Origin of the sequence: Microvirga sp. TS319, assembly GCF_041276405.1 — a bacterium.
GTDB lineage: Bacteria > Pseudomonadota > Alphaproteobacteria > Rhizobiales > Beijerinckiaceae > Microvirga.
Genome location: NZ_JBGGGT010000002.1, coordinates 2,233,086 through 2,253,070, shown reverse-complemented (window position 1 = coordinate 2,253,070; position 19,985 = coordinate 2,233,086). Strand labels below are relative to the sequence as shown.

General features: G+C 62.4%; 20 protein-coding genes and 3 tRNA genes. 15 read left to right on the top strand and 8 right to left on the bottom strand.

What is annotated here, in order from left to right; genetic code table 11:
- Positions 1-127: 127 nt before the first annotated feature.
- The 8 genes from AB8841_RS19950 to AB8841_RS19915 all read left to right on the top strand — a co-directional run bounded on the left by AB8841_RS19950 (position 128) and on the right by AB8841_RS19915 (position 9,016).
- Positions 128-1,450 carry a homoserine dehydrogenase gene (locus AB8841_RS19950; RefSeq protein WP_370437543.1) on the top strand — a complete coding sequence of 441 codons (1,323 nt, stop codon included), beginning with the start codon at positions 128-130 and terminating at the stop codon, positions 1,448-1,450.
- A gap of 56 nt (positions 1,451-1,506) precedes the next feature.
- The gene (gene glpX, locus AB8841_RS19945) at positions 1,507-2,505 is read left to right on the top strand and encodes a class II fructose-bisphosphatase (protein ID WP_370437542.1); all 999 of its coding nucleotides are present in this window, start codon (positions 1,507-1,509) and stop codon (positions 2,503-2,505) included.
- Positions 2,506-2,770: 265 nt separating this feature from the next.
- Positions 2,771-4,582, top strand: coding sequence for a single-stranded-DNA-specific exonuclease RecJ (gene recJ, locus AB8841_RS19940; RefSeq protein ID WP_370437541.1), 1,812 nt, complete (start codon positions 2,771-2,773; stop codon positions 4,580-4,582).
- A gap of 81 nt (positions 4,583-4,663) precedes the next feature.
- Positions 4,664-4,738 (top strand) — tRNA-Glu (locus AB8841_RS19935).
- A gap of 614 nt (positions 4,739-5,352) precedes the next feature.
- Positions 5,353-6,174 carry an alpha/beta fold hydrolase gene (locus AB8841_RS19930; protein ID WP_370437540.1) on the top strand — a complete coding sequence of 274 codons (822 nt, stop codon included), beginning with the start codon at positions 5,353-5,355 and terminating at the stop codon, positions 6,172-6,174.
- Complete coding sequence (locus AB8841_RS19925) at positions 6,174-7,844, top strand: ATP-binding protein (protein ID WP_370437539.1); 1,671 nt, start codon at positions 6,174-6,176, stop codon at positions 7,842-7,844. Before AB8841_RS19930 ends, AB8841_RS19925 begins: the two co-directional genes overlap by 1 nt.
- A gap of 169 nt (positions 7,845-8,013) precedes the next feature.
- Positions 8,014-8,286: a hypothetical protein gene (locus tag AB8841_RS19920; protein ID WP_370437538.1), complete on the top strand. Its 273-nt coding sequence runs from the start codon at positions 8,014-8,016 to the stop codon at positions 8,284-8,286.
- A 556-nt stretch (positions 8,287-8,842) separates the two neighbouring features.
- Positions 8,843-9,016 (top strand): hypothetical protein, encoded by a 174-nt coding sequence (locus AB8841_RS19915; RefSeq protein ID WP_370437537.1) that lies wholly within the window; start codon positions 8,843-8,845, stop codon positions 9,014-9,016.
- A 57-nt stretch (positions 9,017-9,073) separates the two neighbouring features.
- Here AB8841_RS19915 and AB8841_RS19910 read toward each other — a convergent pair whose 3' ends face one another.
- On the bottom strand, positions 9,074-9,379 hold the full coding sequence (locus tag AB8841_RS19910; protein ID WP_370437536.1) for a hypothetical protein: 306 nt from the start codon (positions 9,377-9,379) through the stop codon (positions 9,074-9,076).
- 455 nt (positions 9,380-9,834) lie between these two features.
- On the opposite strand from AB8841_RS19910, the gene AB8841_RS19905 reads away from it, so the two are divergent.
- Complete coding sequence (locus AB8841_RS19905; protein ID WP_370437535.1) at positions 9,835-10,068, top strand: hypothetical protein; 234 nt, start codon at positions 9,835-9,837, stop codon at positions 10,066-10,068.
- 286 nt (positions 10,069-10,354) lie between these two features.
- Here the strand turns inward: AB8841_RS19905 and AB8841_RS19900 are convergent, their stop codons facing one another.
- The 4 genes from AB8841_RS19900 to AB8841_RS19885 form a co-directional block, all read right to left on the bottom strand.
- Positions 10,355-10,606, bottom strand: coding sequence for a hypothetical protein (locus AB8841_RS19900; protein ID WP_370437534.1), 252 nt, complete (start codon positions 10,604-10,606; stop codon positions 10,355-10,357).
- Positions 10,607-10,689: 83 nt separating this feature from the next.
- Positions 10,690-11,310, bottom strand: coding sequence for a 2-dehydro-3-deoxy-6-phosphogalactonate aldolase (locus AB8841_RS19895; protein WP_370437533.1), 621 nt, complete (start codon positions 11,308-11,310; stop codon positions 10,690-10,692).
- A 366-nt stretch (positions 11,311-11,676) separates the two neighbouring features.
- Positions 11,677-12,039 carry an acyl carrier protein gene (locus AB8841_RS19890; RefSeq protein WP_370437532.1) on the bottom strand — a complete coding sequence of 121 codons (363 nt, stop codon included), beginning with the start codon at positions 12,037-12,039 and terminating at the stop codon, positions 11,677-11,679.
- A gap of 213 nt (positions 12,040-12,252) precedes the next feature.
- Positions 12,253-13,278 carry a heparan-alpha-glucosaminide N-acetyltransferase gene (locus AB8841_RS19885; RefSeq protein WP_370437531.1) on the bottom strand — a complete coding sequence of 342 codons (1,026 nt, stop codon included), beginning with the start codon at positions 13,276-13,278 and terminating at the stop codon, positions 12,253-12,255.
- Positions 13,279-13,383: 105 nt separating this feature from the next.
- On the opposite strand from AB8841_RS19885, the gene AB8841_RS19880 reads away from it, so the two are divergent.
- The 3 genes from AB8841_RS19880 (at position 13,384) to AB8841_RS19870 (ending at position 15,315) form a co-directional block, all read left to right on the top strand.
- Complete coding sequence (locus AB8841_RS19880; RefSeq protein ID WP_370437530.1) at positions 13,384-14,097, top strand: NAD-dependent deacetylase; 714 nt, start codon at positions 13,384-13,386, stop codon at positions 14,095-14,097.
- A gap of 129 nt (positions 14,098-14,226) precedes the next feature.
- Positions 14,227-14,847, top strand: a complete 621-nt coding sequence (locus tag AB8841_RS19875; protein ID WP_370437529.1) for a cold-shock protein — start codon at positions 14,227-14,229, stop codon at positions 14,845-14,847.
- A gap of 54 nt (positions 14,848-14,901) precedes the next feature.
- A complete protein-coding gene (locus AB8841_RS19870) occupies positions 14,902-15,315 on the top strand; it encodes a DUF192 domain-containing protein (RefSeq protein WP_370439322.1) in 414 nt (137 codons plus the stop codon).
- Between the two features lie 113 nt (positions 15,316-15,428).
- On the opposite strand, the gene AB8841_RS19865 is transcribed toward AB8841_RS19870, so the two are convergent.
- Together AB8841_RS19865 and AB8841_RS19860 are read right to left on the bottom strand one after the other, a co-directional pair.
- A complete protein-coding gene (locus AB8841_RS19865) occupies positions 15,429-16,196 on the bottom strand; it encodes a calcium-binding protein (protein WP_370437528.1) in 768 nt (255 codons plus the stop codon).
- Between the two features lie 132 nt (positions 16,197-16,328).
- Positions 16,329-16,535, bottom strand: a complete 207-nt coding sequence (locus AB8841_RS19860; RefSeq protein ID WP_370437527.1) for a hypothetical protein — start codon at positions 16,533-16,535, stop codon at positions 16,329-16,331.
- A gap of 634 nt (positions 16,536-17,169) precedes the next feature.
- On the opposite strand from AB8841_RS19860, the gene AB8841_RS19855 reads away from it, so the two are divergent.
- The 3 genes from AB8841_RS19855 to AB8841_RS19845 all read left to right on the top strand — a co-directional run bounded on the left by AB8841_RS19855 (position 17,170) and on the right by AB8841_RS19845 (position 17,689).
- Positions 17,170-17,246 (top strand) — tRNA-Pro (locus tag AB8841_RS19855).
- A 40-nt stretch (positions 17,247-17,286) separates the two neighbouring features.
- On the top strand, positions 17,287-17,592 hold the full coding sequence (locus AB8841_RS19850) for an ETC complex I subunit (RefSeq protein ID WP_370437526.1): 306 nt from the start codon (positions 17,287-17,289) through the stop codon (positions 17,590-17,592).
- 20 nt (positions 17,593-17,612) lie between these two features.
- Positions 17,613-17,689: transfer RNA gene (locus AB8841_RS19845), tRNA-Arg, on the top strand.
- A 1,323-nt stretch (positions 17,690-19,012) separates the two neighbouring features.
- On the opposite strand, the gene AB8841_RS19840 is transcribed toward AB8841_RS19845, so the two are convergent.
- Positions 19,013-19,477 carry a hypothetical protein gene (locus AB8841_RS19840; RefSeq protein ID WP_370437525.1) on the bottom strand — a complete coding sequence of 155 codons (465 nt, stop codon included), beginning with the start codon at positions 19,475-19,477 and terminating at the stop codon, positions 19,013-19,015.
- Between the last annotated feature and the right edge of the window lie 508 nt (positions 19,478-19,985).

Sequence of the window (19,985 nt, the reverse complement as noted above, 5' to 3'; positions counted from 1 at the left end):
ATGTCCGATGCGCTAGGTTTCCGACGGTCGGAAGACGATGTATTCCTGGGCAAGTTTCCGGGTCCGCATGGACATGGGAGCTTGGCGGTCGTAAAGAGCAACCCGGTTATACAGGGAGCTTCTGTCCGTGATACGTCCTCTCAAGGTGGGCATTGCCGGCCTCGGTACCGTCGGCGCTTCGGTTATTCGGATCCTCGAACGCCGGAACGCGACGGTTACGCAGAGGGGCGGAAGGCCTGTCGAGGTCGTCGCCGTTTCGGCCCGTGACCGCTCGAAGGACCGCGGGGTGGATCTCTCCCGCTTCGCGTGGTTCGACAACCCGGTGGATCTCGCCGGATCGGCCGAGGTCGAGTGCGTGGTCGAGCTGGTCGGCGGTTCCGACGGAGCGGCCCTGGAGGTCGTGCGGACGGCCCTGTCGCAGGGTAAGCACGTGGTCACCGCCAACAAGGCGCTGCTCGCCAAGCACGGCCTCGCTCTTGCGAAGCTCGCCGAGATCCATGGCGGATCGATCGCCTTCGAGGCATCGGTCGCGGGCGGAATCCCGATCATCAAGACCCTTCGCGAGGCGTTGCCTGGGAACCGGGTCGCGCGCCTGTACGGCATCCTCAACGGAACCTGCAACTATATCCTGTCCCGCATGGAGCTGGAGGGCCTGACCTTCCAGGAATGCCTGAAGGACGCGCAGCGCCTCGGCTATGCCGAGGCCGACCCGACCTTCGACGTGGAGGGCTTCGACACGGCCCACAAGCTCGCGATCCTCACGAGCCTCGCCTTCGGGACCGAAATCGACGCCGACGCCATCTATGTGGAAGGGATCTCGTCCATCACGCCGCTCGACCTGGCCATGGCCAAGGAGCTCGGGTTCCGCATCAAGCTGCTCGGCGTCGCCGAACGCACGGAGACGGGGATCGAGCAGCGCGTACACCCGACCATGGTCTCCCGGAGTTCGTCCATTGCGCAGGTGATGGGGGTGACGAACGCGGTGACCATCGATGCGGACGCGGTGCGCGAGCTGACGCTGATCGGGCCGGGCGCGGGAGGCGACGCCACGGCCTCGGCGGTGGTGGCCGATCTCGCGGACGTGGCCGCGGGCCTGGTCCAGCCGCTGTTCGGCAGACCCGTCGAGCAGCTCGAGAAGGCCCTCCGGGCCCCCATGCAGCGCCACGAGGGCGGCTACTACGTCCGCCTCACGGTCCATGACCGGCCGGGCGTCGCCGCAGGCGTCGCCACCCGCATGGCCGAGGCGGACATCTCGCTGGAGAGCATCCTGCAGAAGCGCTCCGAGGTGGCGGCCACGAAGGATCCCCACGGCCGCTCCGGCGCGCCCGTCTCCCTCGTTCTCATCACCTATGCGGCCACGGAGGCGAGCATCCGTTCCGCCTTGGAGAAGATCTCGGGGGATGGTCTTATCGCCGAGCCGCCCCAAGTCATTCGCATCGAACGCGATTAATCATCGGGCGGGCGGTTACGCCCGCCGGTCACCGTCACAAGGGAGACGACACGTCCATGTCGCAAGGCATTACCGTTCAACCGGGGCAACTCATCGAGCGCATCCTGACCATGGAGCTCGTCCGCGTCACTGAGCGCGCGGCCGTAGCTTCGGCCCGGCTGCGCGGGCGCGGCAACGAAAAGGCGGCCGATCAGGCCGCGGTCGACGCCATGCGCCGTGAGCTCAACAAGCTCCCCATCGACGGCACCGTCGTGATCGGCGAGGGCGAGCGCGACGAGGCGCCGATGCTCTTCATCGGCGAGAAGGTCGGCAACAAGAACGGACCGAAGGTGGACATCGCCGTCGACCCGCTGGAAGGCACGACCCTCTGCGCCAAGGACATGCCCGGCTCGATCGCCGTGATGGCCATGGCGGAGGCGGGCACGCTGCTGGCCGCGCCCGACGTCTACATGCACAAGATCGCGGTCGGCCCCGGCTATCCGGCCGGCGTCGTCGATCTCGATGCCTCGCCGGAGGACAACATCCATGCCCTCGCCAAGGCGAAGGGCGTGAAGCCGAACGAGATCAACTGCCTCGTGCTCGACCGTCCGCGTCACGCGGAGCTGATCGCCGCCATCCGCAAGACCGGCGCGGGCGTTCGCCTGATCACCGACGGCGACGTGGCGGGCGTGATCTTCACGACGAAGCCGGCCGATACGGGAATCGACATGTATCTGGGCATCGGCGCCGCGCCCGAGGGCGTGCTCGCGGCCGGCGCGCTGCGCTGCATCGGCGGCCAGATGCAGGCCCGCCTGATCCTCGACACCGAGGAGAAGCGCTCCCGCGCCCTCCAGATGGGGGTCACCGACCCCAACAAGAAATACGACATGACGGATCTGGCCCGGGGCGACGTGATCGTGGCGGCCACAGGCGTGACCGACGGCGCGCTGCTCAAGGGCGTTCATTTCAGCAAGGACGTGATCACCACCGAGACGGTGGTCTACCGCTCCGCGACGGGAACCGTGCGCCGCATCCATGGCGAGCACCGCGAACTGGCGAAGTTCCACCTCGACTAGAGCCTCGAATTGATCCCAAAAGTGAAAATCCACTTTTGGGTTCGATGCTCTGGCGCATCGCGCGAAAAGTGGGCCCGGTTTTCGCGAGAACGATGCGCTTGTTCTATAATGGGAGCATCGAATTGATCCCAAAAGTGCAAATCCACTTTTGGGTTCGATGCTCTAGGCGGTCGAACCTCGTGATGTGAAGTGGCCGGGCTCGTCCCGGCCATTGCCGTTTGAACGCGGGGTGATTTGACCACATTTCACGGGTAAGACTCAGAGCGTGACCGAATCATCGCCTATTTCCCTGCCGAAGCCTTTTCTAGGCGTGACGCAATCCGCCCTGGGACGGACCTGGGTCGAGCGCTGCAGCGCCGCCCAGAGCGCGATCGCCATCGCCATCGCCCAGACGCATGGCGTCCCCGATATCGTGGCGCGGGTGCTCGCGGGCCGCGGCGTGGGAATCCACGAGACGGAAGGGTTCCTGAATCCGCGTCTGCGCGATCTCATGCCCGATCCCCATGTCCTCACCGACATGGAGGCTGCCGCCAGCCGGCTCGCGGATGCCGTGACGCGCGCCGAGAAGGTCGCCATCTTCGGCGATTACGACGTCGACGGGGCCTGCAGCGCGGCGCTCCTGGCCGAATACCTTCGCGCCTGCGGCATCTCCTATGCGATCCATATCCCCGACCGCATCACGGAAGGGTACGGCCCGAATGTCGATGCGATCCGAGGCCTGAAAGAGCAGGGAGCCGATATCCTGGTCACGGTCGATTGCGGCACGGCCAGCATCGAACCGCTTGCCGAGGCGCGTCGCCTCGGCCTCGATCCCGTCGTGCTCGATCACCATCAGGCGCCCGAGCACCTGCCCGAGGCGCTCGCGATCGTAAACCCGAATCGTCACGACGATCTCTCCGGCCTCGGGCATCTCTGCGCGGCGGGCGTGGTGTTCCTGTTCCTGGTCGCGCTCAACCGCGTCTTGCGCGGGCGCGGCTTCTTCCAGAACCGGCCGGAACCGGACCTGATGGGCAGCCTCGACCTCGTGGCGCTCGCCACCGTGGCCGACGTGGTGCCGCTGATCGGCCTGAACCGCGCCTTCGTGCGCCAGGGGCTCGCGATCATGCGCGGCCGCCGCCGCGTGGGCCTCGCGGCGCTCCTGGACACGGCGGGGCTCGCGGGGGCGCCGGAATGCTGGCATCTGGGCTATCTCGTCGGCCCGCGCATCAACGCGGGCGGGCGCATCGGCGACGCGGCGCTCGGATCCCGGCTCCTTCTGACGGAGGATTCGGTCCAGGCCGGCCAGATCGCCGGAGAACTCGACCGCCTGAACCGGGAGCGCCAGGCCATCGAGGTCGTCGCGGTCCAGGAGGCCGAGGCTCAAGCCATGATGGCGCTCGAGAAGGCTCCCGATCAGGCCGTGCTCGTGACGGCCTCGGCCGAGTGGCATCCGGGTGTCGTCGGCCTGATCTCCGCGCGCACCAAGGAACGTTTCCGCCGCCCCGCCTTCGCCTTCACGCTCAACCCCGACGGGACGGCCACGGGCTCGGGCCGGTCCGTGCCCGGCGTGGATCTGGGCCATGCGGTCCGCGCGGCGGTGGATGCCGGGATCGCGATCAAGGGCGGAGGGCACACCATGGCGGCGGGCGTCACGATTCGCGCCACCGAGCTCGACCGTTTCCTCGCCTTCGTGACCGACAGGCTCAACGAGCCCGTCAGCACCATGCGCCTCAACGATCAATTTCCCGTCGACGCCACATTGACGGCGGCGGGCGCGCAGCCCGCGCTCGTGACGGCCCTGGAGCGGGCAGGGCCATTCGGTTCGGGCCAGCCGGAGCCGATGTTCGTTTTTCCACAGCATCGTCTCGTCGAAGCCCGGGAGGTCGGAAGCGGCGGACACATGCGTGTGAAGCTGCGGGGCGGCGACGGCAGCTTCATCGGCGGGATCGCCTTTCGCGCCGCCGGACAACCGCTCGGGAATGCGCTCTCCGCCGCCATGGGAAGCTCGCTGCACGTGGCGGGCACGCTCTCCATCGACCGCTGGGGCGGGCACGAAAAGGCCGAGCTGCGGATCATGGATACGGCGAAGCCTGAATAAATCAAAACTGACGCTTGCGGTACGTCACGAACCCATCTATATGTCCGCCCACTCCGGAGGCGATGCCCTCCGAAGCACAGCGCGCCCTTCGTCTATCGGTTAGGACATCTGCCTTTCACGCAGGAAAGAGGGGTTCGACTCCCCTAGGGCGCGCCACTCTCTTTCAGTGTAGTAAAGCATTCGAAATTCAAGGACTTAAGAGCGGTCCCTTGAACGACGTGTCCCCCATATTCCTCAGATTGCGTCCCCCACGTTTCGCCGTTCTCGGGATTTCGGCCCTGGCCCACCAGCGCATCGGACCCAAAGTGGCTTCCACGTCTCACGTCCAATGCTCTCGAACCTGCGACAGGGGGAGGTTCGATCCGTGAGACCGAATGGTGCGCGAGCGGATAACACAGTGTCGGATACGCGGAACTGCCGCCCTCAACGCTGATCCCCCTCTCACTGACGCAACCAAGCTTGAAGGTTGTTGGCTTCGCCGCTCATCACGAAGGTTCAGAAACGCTCATGGAATGGCCTCGACGGCGGCTCGATCAGCATACCGACCATACCCTGGTCCTAACGCAGGCGAACTCGTCAACGACTTGGGGCGTCGTGCTCATCCTGCTCCCCGGCAGGGCCAACGCTGTATCGGGTCTGCCATGTGCAGCACCGAAGTGTTGAAATGGGAGTAGGGACGTCTACATAGGGACGCTGAACTGCACAGCTTGCACCCAACGCCTGGAGCAAGCGGCCCTTACCGATCAATCCTTCGATTGCATGGAGCGCTCATGTCTGCCGTTCTTCAGCGACACAATGTCAAGGTCTTCGGCCAGGGTCAGCAACCCATGGTCTTCGCCCATGGCTATGGCTGTGACCAGAATATGTGGCGCTTCATTACTCCGGCCTTTGAGGAGCGGTATAAGATCGTCCTCTTGGACCATGTCGGACACGGACACTCGGATGCCGCCTCCTTCGACAGAACAAGATACGGCAGCCTCGACGGCTACGCGGACGACGTGCTGGCGATTTGCCGTGAACTCGACTTGAAGGATGTCATCTTCGTCGGTCATTCGGTCAGCGCGATGATCGGGATACTGGCTGCCATCAGGGAGCCGGAGCGCTTCGACCGGCTGGTCCTGATCGGGCCGTCGCCGCGCTACATCAACGATGGCGACTATGTGGGCGGGTTCAAGCACGAGGACATCGAGGGACTGCTCGACTTCCTCGACAGCAATCATCTCGGCTGGTCCAGCACCATGGCCCCGGTCATCATGGGCAACCCGGACCGGCCCCAGCTCGGTGAAGAACTCACCAACAGCTTCTGCCGCACCGATCCGGAGATCGCCAAGCACTTCGCTCGTGTGACGTTCCTCTCCGACAACAGATCAGACCTGGCCAAGGTTGGAACGAAGGCGCTCGTTCTCCAATGCTCCGAGGATGTGATTGCTCCCGAGGTGGTCGGGCGCTACATGCACCAGAACCTCACCGGCAGTGCGTTCGTCCTGATGAAGGCGACGGGACACTGTCCGAACCTCAGTGCGCCTGAGGAGACGATTGCCGCTATGGAAGCCTTCCTGCGCGATCCAGCCCCCGGCGTGGCGGCAGCGTAGTGAGCGTCGACCAGGGCTTGCTGACCGAGACGGCTGAGGAACTCTACGAGAGCGCTCCCTGTGGCTATCTTTCGACCCTGCCGGACGGTACCATCATCAAAGCCAACCAGACTTTTCTCACCTGGACCGGCATGGACCGGAAGGCCCTCGTTGGCCACAAGTGCTTCCAAGACCTCCTCACCATCGGAGGCAAGATCTTCTACGATACGCATTTCGCGCCGCTTCTGCGGATGCAGGGTTTCGTCAACGAGATTGCTTTCGATCTCATCGGCGCGAACGGACGGCAACTGCCGCTTCTGGCCAACACGGTCCAGAGGCTGGATGCGAACGGAAAGCCCGTTGTCCATCGGATCACTCTCTTCAATGCCACCGACCGGCGAACCTATGAGCGGGAGCTGCTGCTTGCTCGCCAGAAGGCGGAGCAGGCCACGGAGGAACTCAAGCGCCTGAACGAGACGCTGGAGGAGCGTGTCGCGCAAGAAGTGGCCGAGCGGATGAAGGCCGAAGAAGCTCTCCGACAGGCTCAGAAGATGGAGGCCGTCGGGCAACTCACCGGCGGCATCGCGCACGACTTCAACAACCTGCTGACGATCATCGTCGGCAACATCGAGTTGCTGCAACGACGTTTGCCTGAGGGAAGCGGTCGCCTCCTGCGGGCCGCCGACCATGCCATGGAGGCGACTCGGCGGGCGGCCACCCTAACGCATCGGCTTCTGGCCTTCTCACGACGGCAGCCTCTTGATCCCAAGCCCATAGACGCCAACAAGCTGGTGGCGGGCATGTCGGAACTCTTACGCCGGACACTGGGCGAAACGATTGTGCTGGAGACAGTTCTGGCTGGTGGCCTCTGGCGGACGCAAGCCGACCCGAACCAGTTGGAGAACGCCATTGTCAACCTGGCAGTGAACGCCCGTGATGCTATGCCCGACGGTGGTAAGCTGACGATCGAGACAGCCAATACCCGGCTCGACGAGGCCTATGTAGAGGCGTTGGCCGAGCCTCTGCCTCCTGGGCAGTATGTGCAGGTGTCGGTCTCCGACACCGGCACTGGCATGGACAAGGGAACGATGGGGAGGGTGTTTGAACCATTCTTCACGACCAAAGAGGAAGGTAAGGGGACGGGCTTGGGCCTGAGCCAAGTCTACGGCTTCGTCCGGCAGTCCAATGGCCATGTCAGGATCTACAGCGAACTTGGCGAAGGCACGACGATCAAGATCTACCTGCCCCGGCTCATCGGCTCCGATGAGGAGCCTGCCGAGATACCGTCGCAGAAGGCCGCACCCGTGAAAGGTTCCGGCGAGACCATCCTGGTCGTTGAGGACGAGCCCTCCCTGCGGGCGTATGCAGTCGAGGCTCTCCGCGACCTCGGTTACCGTGTGCTCGAGGCTTCGGACGGGAAGGGCGCTTTGATGGTCGTGGAGCAGCACCCAGAAATCCACTTGCTGTTCACCGATGTTGTTCTGATAGGCGGCATGAACGGGCGTGTTCTTGCCGAAGAGGTCACCAAGCATAGGCCAGGTCTCCCGGTGCTTTACACAACCGGTTACACGGCCAATGCCATTGTTCACCATGGTCGCCTTGATCCTGGGATGCACCTGATCGGAAAGCCCTTCACCTATGCTGATCTGGCCGCCAAAGTGCGCCGTATGCTTGATGAGGCCCAATTCTGAGCGACCATGGCAGGGGGCAGATGGCAGGGGCACATGGCAGGGGCACTTGGCTGGGGCACTTGGCTGGGGGGCACTCAGCAGATGGGGTCCGAAAGGAGATGGGTCTTCCCTTGCTGGCCTCGTTGGGGCGACCTACGTCTTGGTGAAGCGCACTCCATGGAGGGGCACCATGAGCATAGCACTGGCACTACTGGCCCTCGCGCTTAGCTGTATCGGCATCCTCTGGATCGTGGGTGTTTGGATCAGCCAGCGGATACATTCCGTGTGGTCCCGGCCAACGGGAGGTCTGGACCCCATCACAGGGCCGAAAGACCGCATGGCAATCTACGACACGGGCGGCCCTTTCATCCCTATGCCAGAGGCCCTCAAGACCCATGAGGAAATGGTCGCGTGGATGACGAAGGAATTGCCTAAACTGACAGCCGAGGCCGGGAAGCCCTAGGGTTGGTGCCGACTGTGCAACTGCCTTCGTGCCCGGGACAGGCTCATCTCTTAGCGCTTAGCCCCACGCGAAGGAGGGGGCCTGCGAAACTCGGTTTCGCTGCTATGTTTGGGACCTCTCACTTGGGCGACGCAAATCACTTGGGCGACGCAAATTTTCGTCCAGTGGGATCGGATGCCGTCGTGCTGCGTTAAGTTTTCGTTAAACGCTTCCATCGGGCGGGTCTCAATGTCTGAGGAACTGAAGGCGATTCTCATCCCATTCGGCGCGGCTGCGGGTCTGAGCACCTTGGGTGTTTTGGTTGCGGTGGCCATACATCTGGCTTGAGCAAAGCACGAACTTGTCCTTATGCTCGCAAGTCCTTTGAGAAAGCGAGCCGAACGCACTGACGAATGGAACCTCGTTGCGCCGCGTCGTGTGGCCTGAGGCTGTCTTTCCGCTGTGCTGCGCGGAGCTTCTGTCAGCCCGAGGTCATAACATCGTGCCACGCTATTTCTTTCATGTGCATATAGGCGAAGACGTCATCCAGGACCCCGATGGACAAGAGTTCAGGGACATGGACGCGGCTTGGCGGGCGACCCAAGCGACGGCTCGCAACATCATGAACTCGGAACTTCCACAGCCCGTGAACTGGGCTGGAAGCTATATCGAGGTCACTGATGAGGTCGGGGAGATCGTCCTGGAGTTTCCGTTCGTTGAGGCCATCGAGGTTCCCGAGCGACCGAATTGACTGTCTCGATCCTTTCGAAGCAACTTGGTTCTGGTGAGCCGCCCGACGCATTCGGCGTCAGGCCGGGTCCCCTTTGACCTTCGTCACCATTTCCCAGTTGTTGCCCGCCGCGATCAGGCAGGCCTTGCCGTCCGGCATGGTCATGACCATCGTCCACGTGCCCGCCTGCGAGGCGAAGACCTCGAGCACCTGACCGGGCTGGGCGAGGCCGATGCCGACAGGATTCTCCTTGTATTGATCGGAAAGCAGCTTCACGATTTCGCTTCGTGGCCCGCACGACGCCTGGACCTGGGCAAAGGCGGAGGGGCCGACGAGAAGCGAACACCCGAGAGCGGACAGAGCGGCGAGGGGACGGTGGATCATGACGCATCCTTAGCGGTTTTCCCGCACGCCCCCCTTGATGTGTCCTTCAACGCGCAAGCCTTCCAAAAGTGTCCCTGCCGCGCAAGCCTCACGTTATGCTGGATAACAGGGCCTCCTCACCAAGATTCCGGTGTCCGGGCGGGGCCCCTCCCGCTACTCTATCGGACGTGACATCGAACCCGCATCCGATGCTTGCACCCTTGGGTCTTGAGCATCTTTTCCCGCAAAACCGGTTCCCACTTTTGCGTTCGATGCTCTACAGCGTCGGACACGGGAAGTGGACTTGCACTTTTGGGACCCGTCCGATGCATTCTCCTTGGACTACAGCATCGTCCGGACGGACCCGAAGGGCCGCGTCAGCGAAAACCGGATCCACTTTTCCGCACGATGGTCTAGAGTGAACCTGACGAAGTCGAACCAGTTTTCTCGCCATCTCTCTTCTCGAGCGTTCTGCCATGCCTCGCTTTTTCTTCAATATCCGTGACGGTTACGATGTCGACGAGGACGAGGAGGGTATCGAGCTGCCGGATTTCGATGCCGCCCGCGCCGAAGCCCTCGCCACGGTGGAGGAACTGCGCGACGAGCTGAGCGATGCAGGCAATATCGAACTCGAGATCGTGGACGAGACGGGGCGGCGCCTGCTGACGGTTCCCTTCTTTCCCGGTGGACGCGGCGGCAAGCGCCGTTGATCGGATGCACGCGAAAAGGGCGAGCCGGTGAGCGCTCGACGCTCAAAGGCGATGTTGAAGCCCCGGATGTGAGTTCGATGGCACGCCCGATGCAGTAAGCCACTGTTCTTGAACATCTTTTGCGCAAAACGGTTCCCATTTATGGGATTGCATCCGATGCTCCCTTCATAGATGAGCGCATCGTTGCGAGCGGACCCGGAGGTCCGCACGATGCGATAGCCGGCCTCCAACAAGGAAGCCCGGCACGAAGCCGGGCTTTGCTGTAACGCCAGAGCCGCGTGCGCGCTCAGCACTCGGTCGTCTTCTTCGTCGTGGTGTCGCCGAACTCGTTGGTCTTCTGCTTCGTTTCGGTCGTGCAGCCCACGCCGGAGCCGGTCGTGACCGTCGTGGAGGACGTCGTGCTCGGCTCGCGCTTCTGTTCGATCGTGGTCTTGCTGCCGAGGAGTCCTTCCTCCTTCTTGATGGTGGTCGTGGTGTCCTGAGCGAAGGCGACCGTGCCGAGCACGGACGCGGCAAGGACGAGAGCGAGTCTTCTCATGGTTGAAACTCCTATTGAAAGCCGTGCCGTATGAACGCCTTGTCCGTAAGGCGGTTCCTGTGAAGGCTGGAGGAGCTTCACCGTCAGCGCAGTTCTTTCCATGCGCTCGCGAAGGCGCGCGCATTGCGGGCGATGTCTTCGACGCTCATGGCGGGCGTGAAGAGCGCGGAGCCCAAGCCGAACCCGTCGGCGCCCGCATCCACATAGGATTTCATGGTGTCGGGCCTGATGCCGCCCACGGGCAGTACGATCGTGTCCTTCGGCAGCACGGCCCGCCAAGCCTTGACGATCGCCGGGGGAATGCCCTCCGCGGGAAAGATCTTGATCGCATCCGCTCCCGCCTTGAGGGCCGCGAAGGCCTCCGTGGGCGTCGCGACGCCGGGCGTGCAGAGCATGCGGTGCTCCTTGGCGCGGCGGATCACGTCGGTATCCCCGTGCGGCATGACGATGAGCTTGCCGCCCACGTCGCGAATGCCGTCGACCTGTTCCGGATCGAGAACCGTGCCTCCGCCGACGAGGACGCCGGTCGGCATGGCTTTGGCCAGAATCTCGATGCTGCGGAACGGATCGGGCGAATTCAGGGGAACCTCGATGATGCGGAAGCCCGCTTCGACCAAGGCCATTCCGACAGCTTCGGCGGCATCCGGACGCAATCCGCGCAGGATGGCCACCAGGGGAAGATCGGCGAGATAGTCCCGCAACACGACAGCACCTCTTCAAGATGATTGGGTAGGCTCGGGAACTTAACGCCGAAGCCGCGGGAGTTTTCCAGCGGCTTCTTCACTCCCGCTTGCCAAGTTCACAAGTGTCGCACGCGAGCACTCCTCAGGAGGCGAGCGCTCCTCAGGAGGAAGGAGCATCGGACGTGATATCGAATTCACATCCGACGCATCAAGCTTTTGCGTTCGAGCATCTTTTCACGCAGATCCGGTACCCGCTTTTCACATCCCATGCTCTCGCGCATAGAGCGAAAAAGTGGCCCCGGTTTTTCGGCGGAACGATGCGCTCTTTCCAAGGAGGGAGCATCGGCTCGATCCCAAAAGTGGATTCCTCTTCCCGTGTCCGATGCTCTAGGAGCGACCGGCCGGGCCTCGGCGCCATGCGCCGGTGGAGGTTGGACCGGACCGGGGCGGCTGATGGGCCGTGTAGGAAAATTCGGATGCCGCGCGGGGCAGGGCATCGGCGATATAGCGCACGACGCCGCCAACCGTGTCTTGGCCATTGGCGCAATGTTCGATGAACCACCGGTCGAGGGCCAAGCCCGCATAGAGCTGCTCGACACGCGAGAAGAACTGCATGAGCTGGCCGGAATCGAAGTGGAGGTCGTGCGTCAGCGACATGTCCATGTCGACATGAGTCACGCTGCCTCCGCCGACGACCTTGCAGAGATCGACAATTTCACGCGCAACGTTCGCCTCCAACTGGTGGGTCATGGCGTTTCCTTGGGGTGGCTTACGTAGTGTCGGAGAGAGACGATATCGCGTATCGCTCCAATACAACATAGCGTCCGCGTTGAACCCGTGCAAATTACGTTTGGGAATTTGCAAGATGCCGCTGCCGCCGGAGAAATCGGTCCTCTCACCGGTGTTCCTTCACGGTATCGGCCATAAGACCCGGTGAGACCCGGTTCGTCCCGGGAAGCCCTGTCAGGAGGGATCGCGCCGCAGACATTGCTGGGCCATGCGGGACATCCGGGTTCTCTCATCCTCGGTCATCGCGCCGCTCAGAGCCTTTTGCCACAGATCGTCCTGGCGCAGCCGATCGACCGTGCAGGAGCAGACGGAACTGCACGTGGCCGCAGGAACATTCTCCCTCAGGCAGGAGGCCACGCAGTCATTCATGAAGGGCCGCGCTTCGGCCCTCGGGTTCGGGCCGGTGACCTGCAGAATGCCGGAGAGAAGCGCGAGCAGCACCAGCTGGTGAAGAAGGTAGATCGGGAGGCTCTTTCGTCCGGCCAAGACGAGGAAGCGCGACAGCGGATCCCGCGCCCGCCAGCGCGCCAGGGGCCATGCGCCCGCGCGCGGCACCAGCGCCTTGCCGAGTGCGACCCCGATCAGAACCATGCCGAACCATGGAAAGATGGGAACGTAGTCGTTGGTCACGGGGTCCGAGGCGCCGAGGCCCAGCCAGTCGAGAGAGGGCGCGTCCAGAGCGGCGCTCGTGAAAAGAAAGGGCGCCGCGAGGCAGAATGCGGCGACCAGTAGGGTGATGGCAGGGGGCAGCCGCAGGAAGGGGAGCGCGAGCACGCTCGAAACCGCGATGCAATGCAGGATGCCGAAGAAGATGTAGCTGTCGGGAAAGACGAAGTAGGTGACGAGGGTAACGGCCAAGGCCGCGCCTCCGACTGTCAGGAGGCGTCTCAGGAAGGCGGATCGACGGAAGCCCTGCAGATGGGCGAGGGCCAGTCCCACTCCGGCGAGCAGCAGAAAGGAACCGGCGATTCCCCGCGCGAACCATCGCCATGCCGGAATCTGAAGAACGTTGGTTTCGATGAGCTGCAGGAAGCTCAGATCCCAGCCGAAGTGATAAACGATCATGGCGAGGATCGCGACGCCGCGGGCGACATCGATGGCGTCCCACCGCTGGAACGTGGCTGCGGGAGGGTGCCCCGCCGATGCGTCGGCCGAGGCGCGCCTCCAGGTGGCTCCGGCGCGGGAAAGTTCGTCGGTCACGGAATGAGGTTCCTGTTGTTGGGAGGCGCTTCTCACGGGGCCCCAGCGGCATATATCAGTGACATGACCGGGAACATCGCAGCGTCAATCTCCGAATTGCAGGATATGATTCACGACGCCAGGATGGTGGTCGGCTTTACCGGGGCGGGCATCTCGACGGAGAGCGGCATTCCGGACTTCCGGTCCCCCGGCAGTCCCTGGCTGAGCAACAAGCCGATCTCCTTCGAGCTCTTTCTCCGGAGTATCGAAGCGCGGCGCGAGGCCTGGCGCCGGAAATTCGTCATGGACGATCTCTATCGCGGCGCGCGGCCCAGCCAGGGGCATCTCGGCATGGCCGCGCTCGTGGCCTCGGGCCGCATGCCGGCGGTGATCACACAGAATATCGACGGCCTTCATCAAGCCTCTGGCCTCTCGGACGAGCAGGTCATCGAGCTTCACGGCAATGGAACCTTTGCGAGATGCCTGTCCTGCGGGCGCCGCCACGAGCTCGACTGGATCAGGAGCCGTTTCGAGGCGAGCGGGGACCCTCCCGCCTGCGTCCAATGCGGGGGCGTTCTGAAATCCGCAACGATTTCCTTCGGGCAGTCCATGCCGGAAGAAGCCATGCGCAGGGCCCGGACGGCCATGGCGCGCTGCGATCTCTGCCTCGTGGTCGGATCGTCCCTGGTGGTCTACCCGGCCGCGGCTTTCCCGGCCTTCGCCAAGGAGAACGGAGCCCGTCTCGTGATCGTCAATCGGGAGCCGACCCCGCTCGACGACGAGGCCGATCTGGTGATCCGTGCAGAAATTGGGCCCATCCTGTCGGTATTTCTGTCGTAATTTCAATGGTCTCGCCGAGTGCTGAAAAAATCATCGCATTTTCAGGCGCGTTTCCGTCTTCCCCTGAATCAGGACGATGTTATCCTCTTTTTAAGAATCGGGATTTTTGATTCGAGTTCGGGTTTATTCATGACTAGCGATTTCGGCTCTAACTCCTTCAATCTCCGAGAGGAAAGCTCCTCTTTCGATCAAGGTCGCCGTGAGGTCGCTCAGGCCCCCGCGGAGGAGCATTCCCTCGAACTCATTCATGTGAGCGGCCGGATCAAATGGTTCGACGTCGCCAAGGGCTTCGGTTTCATCGTCCCCGACAACGGCATGCCCGATGTTCTGCTGCATGTGACATGCCTGCGCCGGGACGGTTATCAGGCCGCCAACGAGGGGGCCCGGATCGTGGTCGAGGCCGTTCAGCGCCCGCGCGGCCTTCAGGCCTTCCGGGTCCTGTCGCTCGATGAGTCGACGGCCCTGCATCCGTCCGAGCTTCCGCTGCCGCGCACGCACGTCCAGGTGGTGCCGACGAGCGGCCTCGAGCCGGCCGTGGTGAAATGGTTCAACCGTCTGCGCGGGTTCGGCTTCCTGACGCAGGGGGAGGGCAAGCCCGACATCTTCGTGCACATGGAGACGCTTCGACGCTATGGCATCGCCGAGCTGAAGCCCGGTGAGCGGGTCTTTGTGCGCTTCGGCGACGGTTCGAAGGGCCTCATGGCCGCCGAGGTCCGCCTGGCTGAGATGGCTCTGCCGCACTCCCACTGACAGGTTGCGTTCGTGTTCCAGCGGTTTCGCCCGGCCCTTCCGGCCCTCGCCCTCGTGATCGCCTCGGCCGGAGCGGTCTATGCCCAGGCGATGGAGGCCTTGTCGATCACGACCCAGGGAGGCCAGAAGCATGGCTTCCAGGTCGAGGTCGCCCGTAACGACGCCGACCGGGCCCAGGGGCTGATGTTCCGCCGCTCCATGGCGGCCGACCACGGCATGCTCTTCGATTTCGGCCGGGTCGAGCCGGTCTCCATGTGGATGCAGAACACCTATCTGCCCCTCGACATGCTGTTCATCCGGCAGGACGGCACGATCGCGCGCGTCGCGGCCAATACGGAGCCGTTATCGACCCGCACCATTTCCTCCGGCGAGCCCGTTCTGGCCGTCCTGGAGCTGAATGCCGGCACCGCGGCCCGGCTGGGCATCAAGCCGGGCGACAAGGTGGAGCACCCGCTTTTCAGACGGTGAGGCGGACGGCCCGCTCCGGATGACATCGGGGCATCTGATCTCGCCCTGGAACACGGGTCAGCGAAAGCCGAGATCCACTGCGCCGCGAAACGGTCCCCTCAGCGTTGTGGCTGTCACAGAATGAAATAGGCTTTCGAAAGGGTCGAAAGGCCTTTCACATAGATGGAAAAATCGGCCTGGCCGTCGCCGTTCACGTCTCCGCTGACGAGGACCCCGGTTCCATATTTCTCATAGCGCAGCTCACCCGCCTTCTTATGGAAGGATTGAGAGCCGATGAAGCTGAAGGCCTGATCGCCGGCGGCCTTCTTGTTGGCGTCGATCACGTGCAGGTCGATCCTGTCCTTCTGAGATGGCGTGAAGTCGAAGATCGTGTCGCGCCCGGAAGCGGAGACCGTGCTGTCGCCCGTTGACTTGAAGACAAAGGTGTCTGCCCCGGCTCCGCCATAGAGCTTGTCGGCCCCTGCCTTCCCGTAAAGGATGTCGTTGCCGCCGAAGCCTTCCAGCTTGTCTCCGGAGGCGCCGCCTGTGAGCCGGTCGTTGCCGGCGAGAGCGGATTTGAAGATCTTGAGGTCGTCTGCCGTGGAATAGGTCATTGCGGCGGCGACGAGCGATTTCACGGAAATGTTGAGGCCGTCGATGAAGCCGACTTTCTTACCGGACGCGATGGCGGCATAGCTCTTGACGGTTCCGGAGACGGGAACGCCGTCGCGGTCATAGGCGAATCCGGTCCCGCGAAACTCGTCCCGGAAGGACCCCTTGGCGTCGTACCGGGCCGCGAACACGGTGGACGTGCGCGTGTAGTCATAGGCATCGGCAAGCCCGGAAAGATCGAGATCTCTCAGGTCAAAGCCGTACGATCCCGACCAAGTAAACGTCGCCATGTTGTCGCTCCCCCCTTGATCCACGAAATATAGATGGACGGAGCGGGTGCCTACAACTGACTTAATGTCGTAAGGCGCTGTGATCATATTCCGCATAGGAGGGGAAAGAGGCGAGGGAATCCTGCCGGAAAGTCAGACTGCGGTCACAAAGACGACCTGTCCGGCCTGGTCCGTCACAACCATGATGCGACCCGGCTGAATTCGCTTGCCGAGGCATTTTGCCCACCCTTCCGTATCCGGGTCGGCATTCGGCATGTGTCTGGGATCCGGCAGTTCGACTCCGATCCGATCCCGGAATAATCGATTGCCAACGAGATGATGAAAAAAATAGCGCGGCATGATGGAGCTCCATCCATGCGCAAACTATTCCGACGCTCTTCGCTCGCGACCATCAAGTAGGTTAAAACCGGGCCTCGTTCGGAGCGCCGTAACCCTAAAGAACTCCTGCCGAGCTTTTGCTGGACTTCCTGAGGCGTATCCACGGCAGCATTCGTGAAATGCGCGGGCGTCCGCTGCTGCGCTGCCGAAGCATCGCGCCTCTACCTCGTTGGCTCACCGGTGGCTTCGTGACGGTCTCCAGGGCATGTTCAGGGCCTTTTCATCGGGAATTCATGGCATCATGGGGCTAGAGCCTTTTCCATGAACTTCGGTTCACGGAAAAGGCATTTGTTGTTTGAGAAAGACGCCTTTTCTTCGCATAATCGGCATCCACTTTTGCGGAAAAGGCTCTAGAGTATCGGACCCAAGAGTGGAATCCCCTTTTGGGATCAATGCGATGCTCCCTCTATGGAGCAGCGTAGCGTTTGAGCGGACCCGAAGGGCCGCGTCAGCCAATACCGGGTCCGCTTTTCGCTGGCGCGGCCCGCCGGGTCCGCACGATGGCTAACTGCGCTGTTATTGCTCTGGGAGCTGCAACCTTGGGGCTTGCCTAGGGGTTCTCAAATCGATAGAGAAACCAAGCTGTTGAGAGACTCGGGGTGTAGCGCAGTCTGGTAGCGCATCTGCTTTGGGAGCAGAGGGTCGCGGGTTCAAATCCTGCCGCCCCGACCATCCTCACCGGCTTAAGTCGTTGGAGAGAGTGCGAAAACCAATGCCTGCCCGGATTTACAAACCCGCCAAATCCGCAATGCAGTCCGGCCTGGCCCGGACCAAGCAATGGTTGCTCGTCTTCGAGCAGGACAAGCCCCGCGAAATCGAGCCTCTCATGGGCTGGACCAGCTCGGGCGATATGCGTCAGCAGCTCCGCCTGTGGTTCGACACCAAGGAAGAGGCCATGGCCTATGCGGAGCGCGAAGGCATCGCCTACCGGGTCGAGGAGCCTCAGGAGATCAAGCGGCGGACGATGTCCTATTCCGATAATTTCAAGTTCAATCGCGTCGGGCCCTGGACTCACTAGCGTCAGGGCCATGGCCCAATGGCCCCTTAGCTCAGCTGGATAGAGCAACTGCCTTCTAAGCAGTAGGTCGCAGGTTCGAGCCCTGCAGGGGTCGCCAAATTTGCCCGGAAGACAAGCACTTCGCCAGGGAGTCCTGCCGCAGTCGCACTGCGATGGCCCCGAGAAGCGGGAACAGACGGATCTAAACCGCGCGACGCAGGGCCAAAAGTACCCAGGTTTTATCCAGGGAGGCACGTTTCGGCGCGCACCTGTCATGTTTGACGGGTATGAAGGACCTTCGTCCGCGCATCTCTCCCGTGCGGCGGCGCCGCTTTCAGATGGAGCGGGTGAATCCTACCAAGCTACGTACGGGGCTAGGAAATGGCTCCCCACGGGGGCTGACGAAAAGAAGACGCAGTAGGCCGCCTGTGTGGGATTCAAGACCCCATTCTCGTCACACGCTACCTGTCAGGGGGCGCCGCCTGAGCTGTCATCGCGAGGCCGCTGAGTTGTCTCGCCTCATGACGTTCGAGGCGTGAGAGCAATTACAGGTGGTTGCCCGCTTCCTTGCTATGATCCCAGTTTCGGGAAGGCGAAAGGACTCGATCCTATTCATTCCTGCCCCCGGGAATACCCGGCCCACCCGGGAGTACGTGCCCGGGTACAACTCCGAAAAGTCTCTCGAATCCTTGCCGAAGGGCCCGGACCTCGGAGCTAGGCTCGGGGTAAGGGTCTGGACGGTCATTGAATAAGGGTCCGGCACTTCCGGATCCGTTGCCGATCCAGGAGGACATTGTGGAGCTGATTGTGTTTTCAAGCGGGAAGGGGGGAGCTGGCCGCACCACTTGCAGCGTCCAGCTCCCGGCCGGCGCTTACAAGCTAGGATGGCGACCACTTCACGTTCAGGTGCTCCCTTCAGGGTGTGTTTCGGCGTGCAATGTTGCCCCCCTGAGACGGGGCCGTCCAAATTTGATTGATCCACCTCCCTGAGGGCCGGATTTGCCGCACGCCATTCCTGAAACCCGGACCTTGCGCCGTGTGTTCGGTTGCATCAATTGAAACAACCGCCGGCGCACGGCGATGGAGAGAAGCCATGGGGGCCAGTGACAGCCAGCGGCCAAGCCGCGGGACGAGCCAGTGCACACCACGCCTCCCACGGCACGTCATCGCGCACATTGGACAGGTGCTGCGGAACCGCTCCCGGGAGGAATTGCTCCTTCCCGTGCCTGACGAGATGATTGAGCGGCTGAGGAGGATCAGACCTGCGCAAGGTGTAGTCCCGGCATGTCCTGGATCGAAGCTCGAGGGCGGCAATCCCCGGCTCAGCGACTGGTCCAACAGCGTACCGGATCCCGGTTCCTGACCTAAATCGGACTATCAAAGGGCTCTGAATTCTATGATGTCACGTTTCGCGAAAGGGTCAGGCCCCATCAAACAGCCATCATCCTGGTGCCCAGTTGCTCCAGCGTTCGGTAGCAAAGACCACCAGTAGCTTGATAAACAACTGATATGGGAAGCCCTTAGCCTCTTCGGTGCCGAGCAAAATTTGTAAGGTTTGATCTTGTAAACGAGCCGATAAGGTGGTGCCGAAGGCAACGACGCATGCCTCCTTGCTCAAGGTCGCCTCTAACAACGCGGCTAGGATAAAGATCCCTTTCGAGGGATCGACCGAGTGTTCCGAATCCCGTATATTGCCCCTCAAAGCACGGGAATTTGGGCGGGTGTGAAAACGGAACGAGCAAGGCTGTCCGCAACAGCCACAATGGACAACATCTTGGCCACCGTCGCGGAAGGAAATCCAGGGAGCACAGAAGTTCTCCTCCTGGTCTGCCAGCATGCCCTTTCGCCTGTCCTTACGCTCCTCGACCTCGACGATATGAACATGCGCGGCAGCCAGATCTGGCATGCTTTCCATCAGGTCTGTGATGGGAACATCGACGAGTTCATCCTCCGGGTTGAGGACAGGGACGCCAGCCTCGTGACGGCGGTAAACTTACTGACATTGGGGGCACGGGAACGGGCGGTGCAGAGGGGCGGGAGCGAACGCCATCTGCCACAAAGGTCAACCGTCAGTGGATAAGCGGAAATCAACTGCCTGCGGACATTACCGGGTCAAGTCACGGAAGTCTGGTGGCGTTTGCTACCGAATGCCGAGTTGCTCTGCGGCGGTGACCGAAACCAAGTGATGCCGTCACGCTGATTCCGTGCGGAAAGAGGAGAGGCCTATCATCTCGAGACTGGCAATCGCACTTGCATTGGCGCTGGCCGCGACCACTGCCGACGCCCAAGATGCTCCATCCAGACATTCGCAGGATCCGGCTGCTACGAGCACGCATGGAACACAGCCGTTCCTGTTTGATGGACGGATGAAAGGTGATGGTATCCGACAGGGAGAGCAGGCGGACAATCGCCAT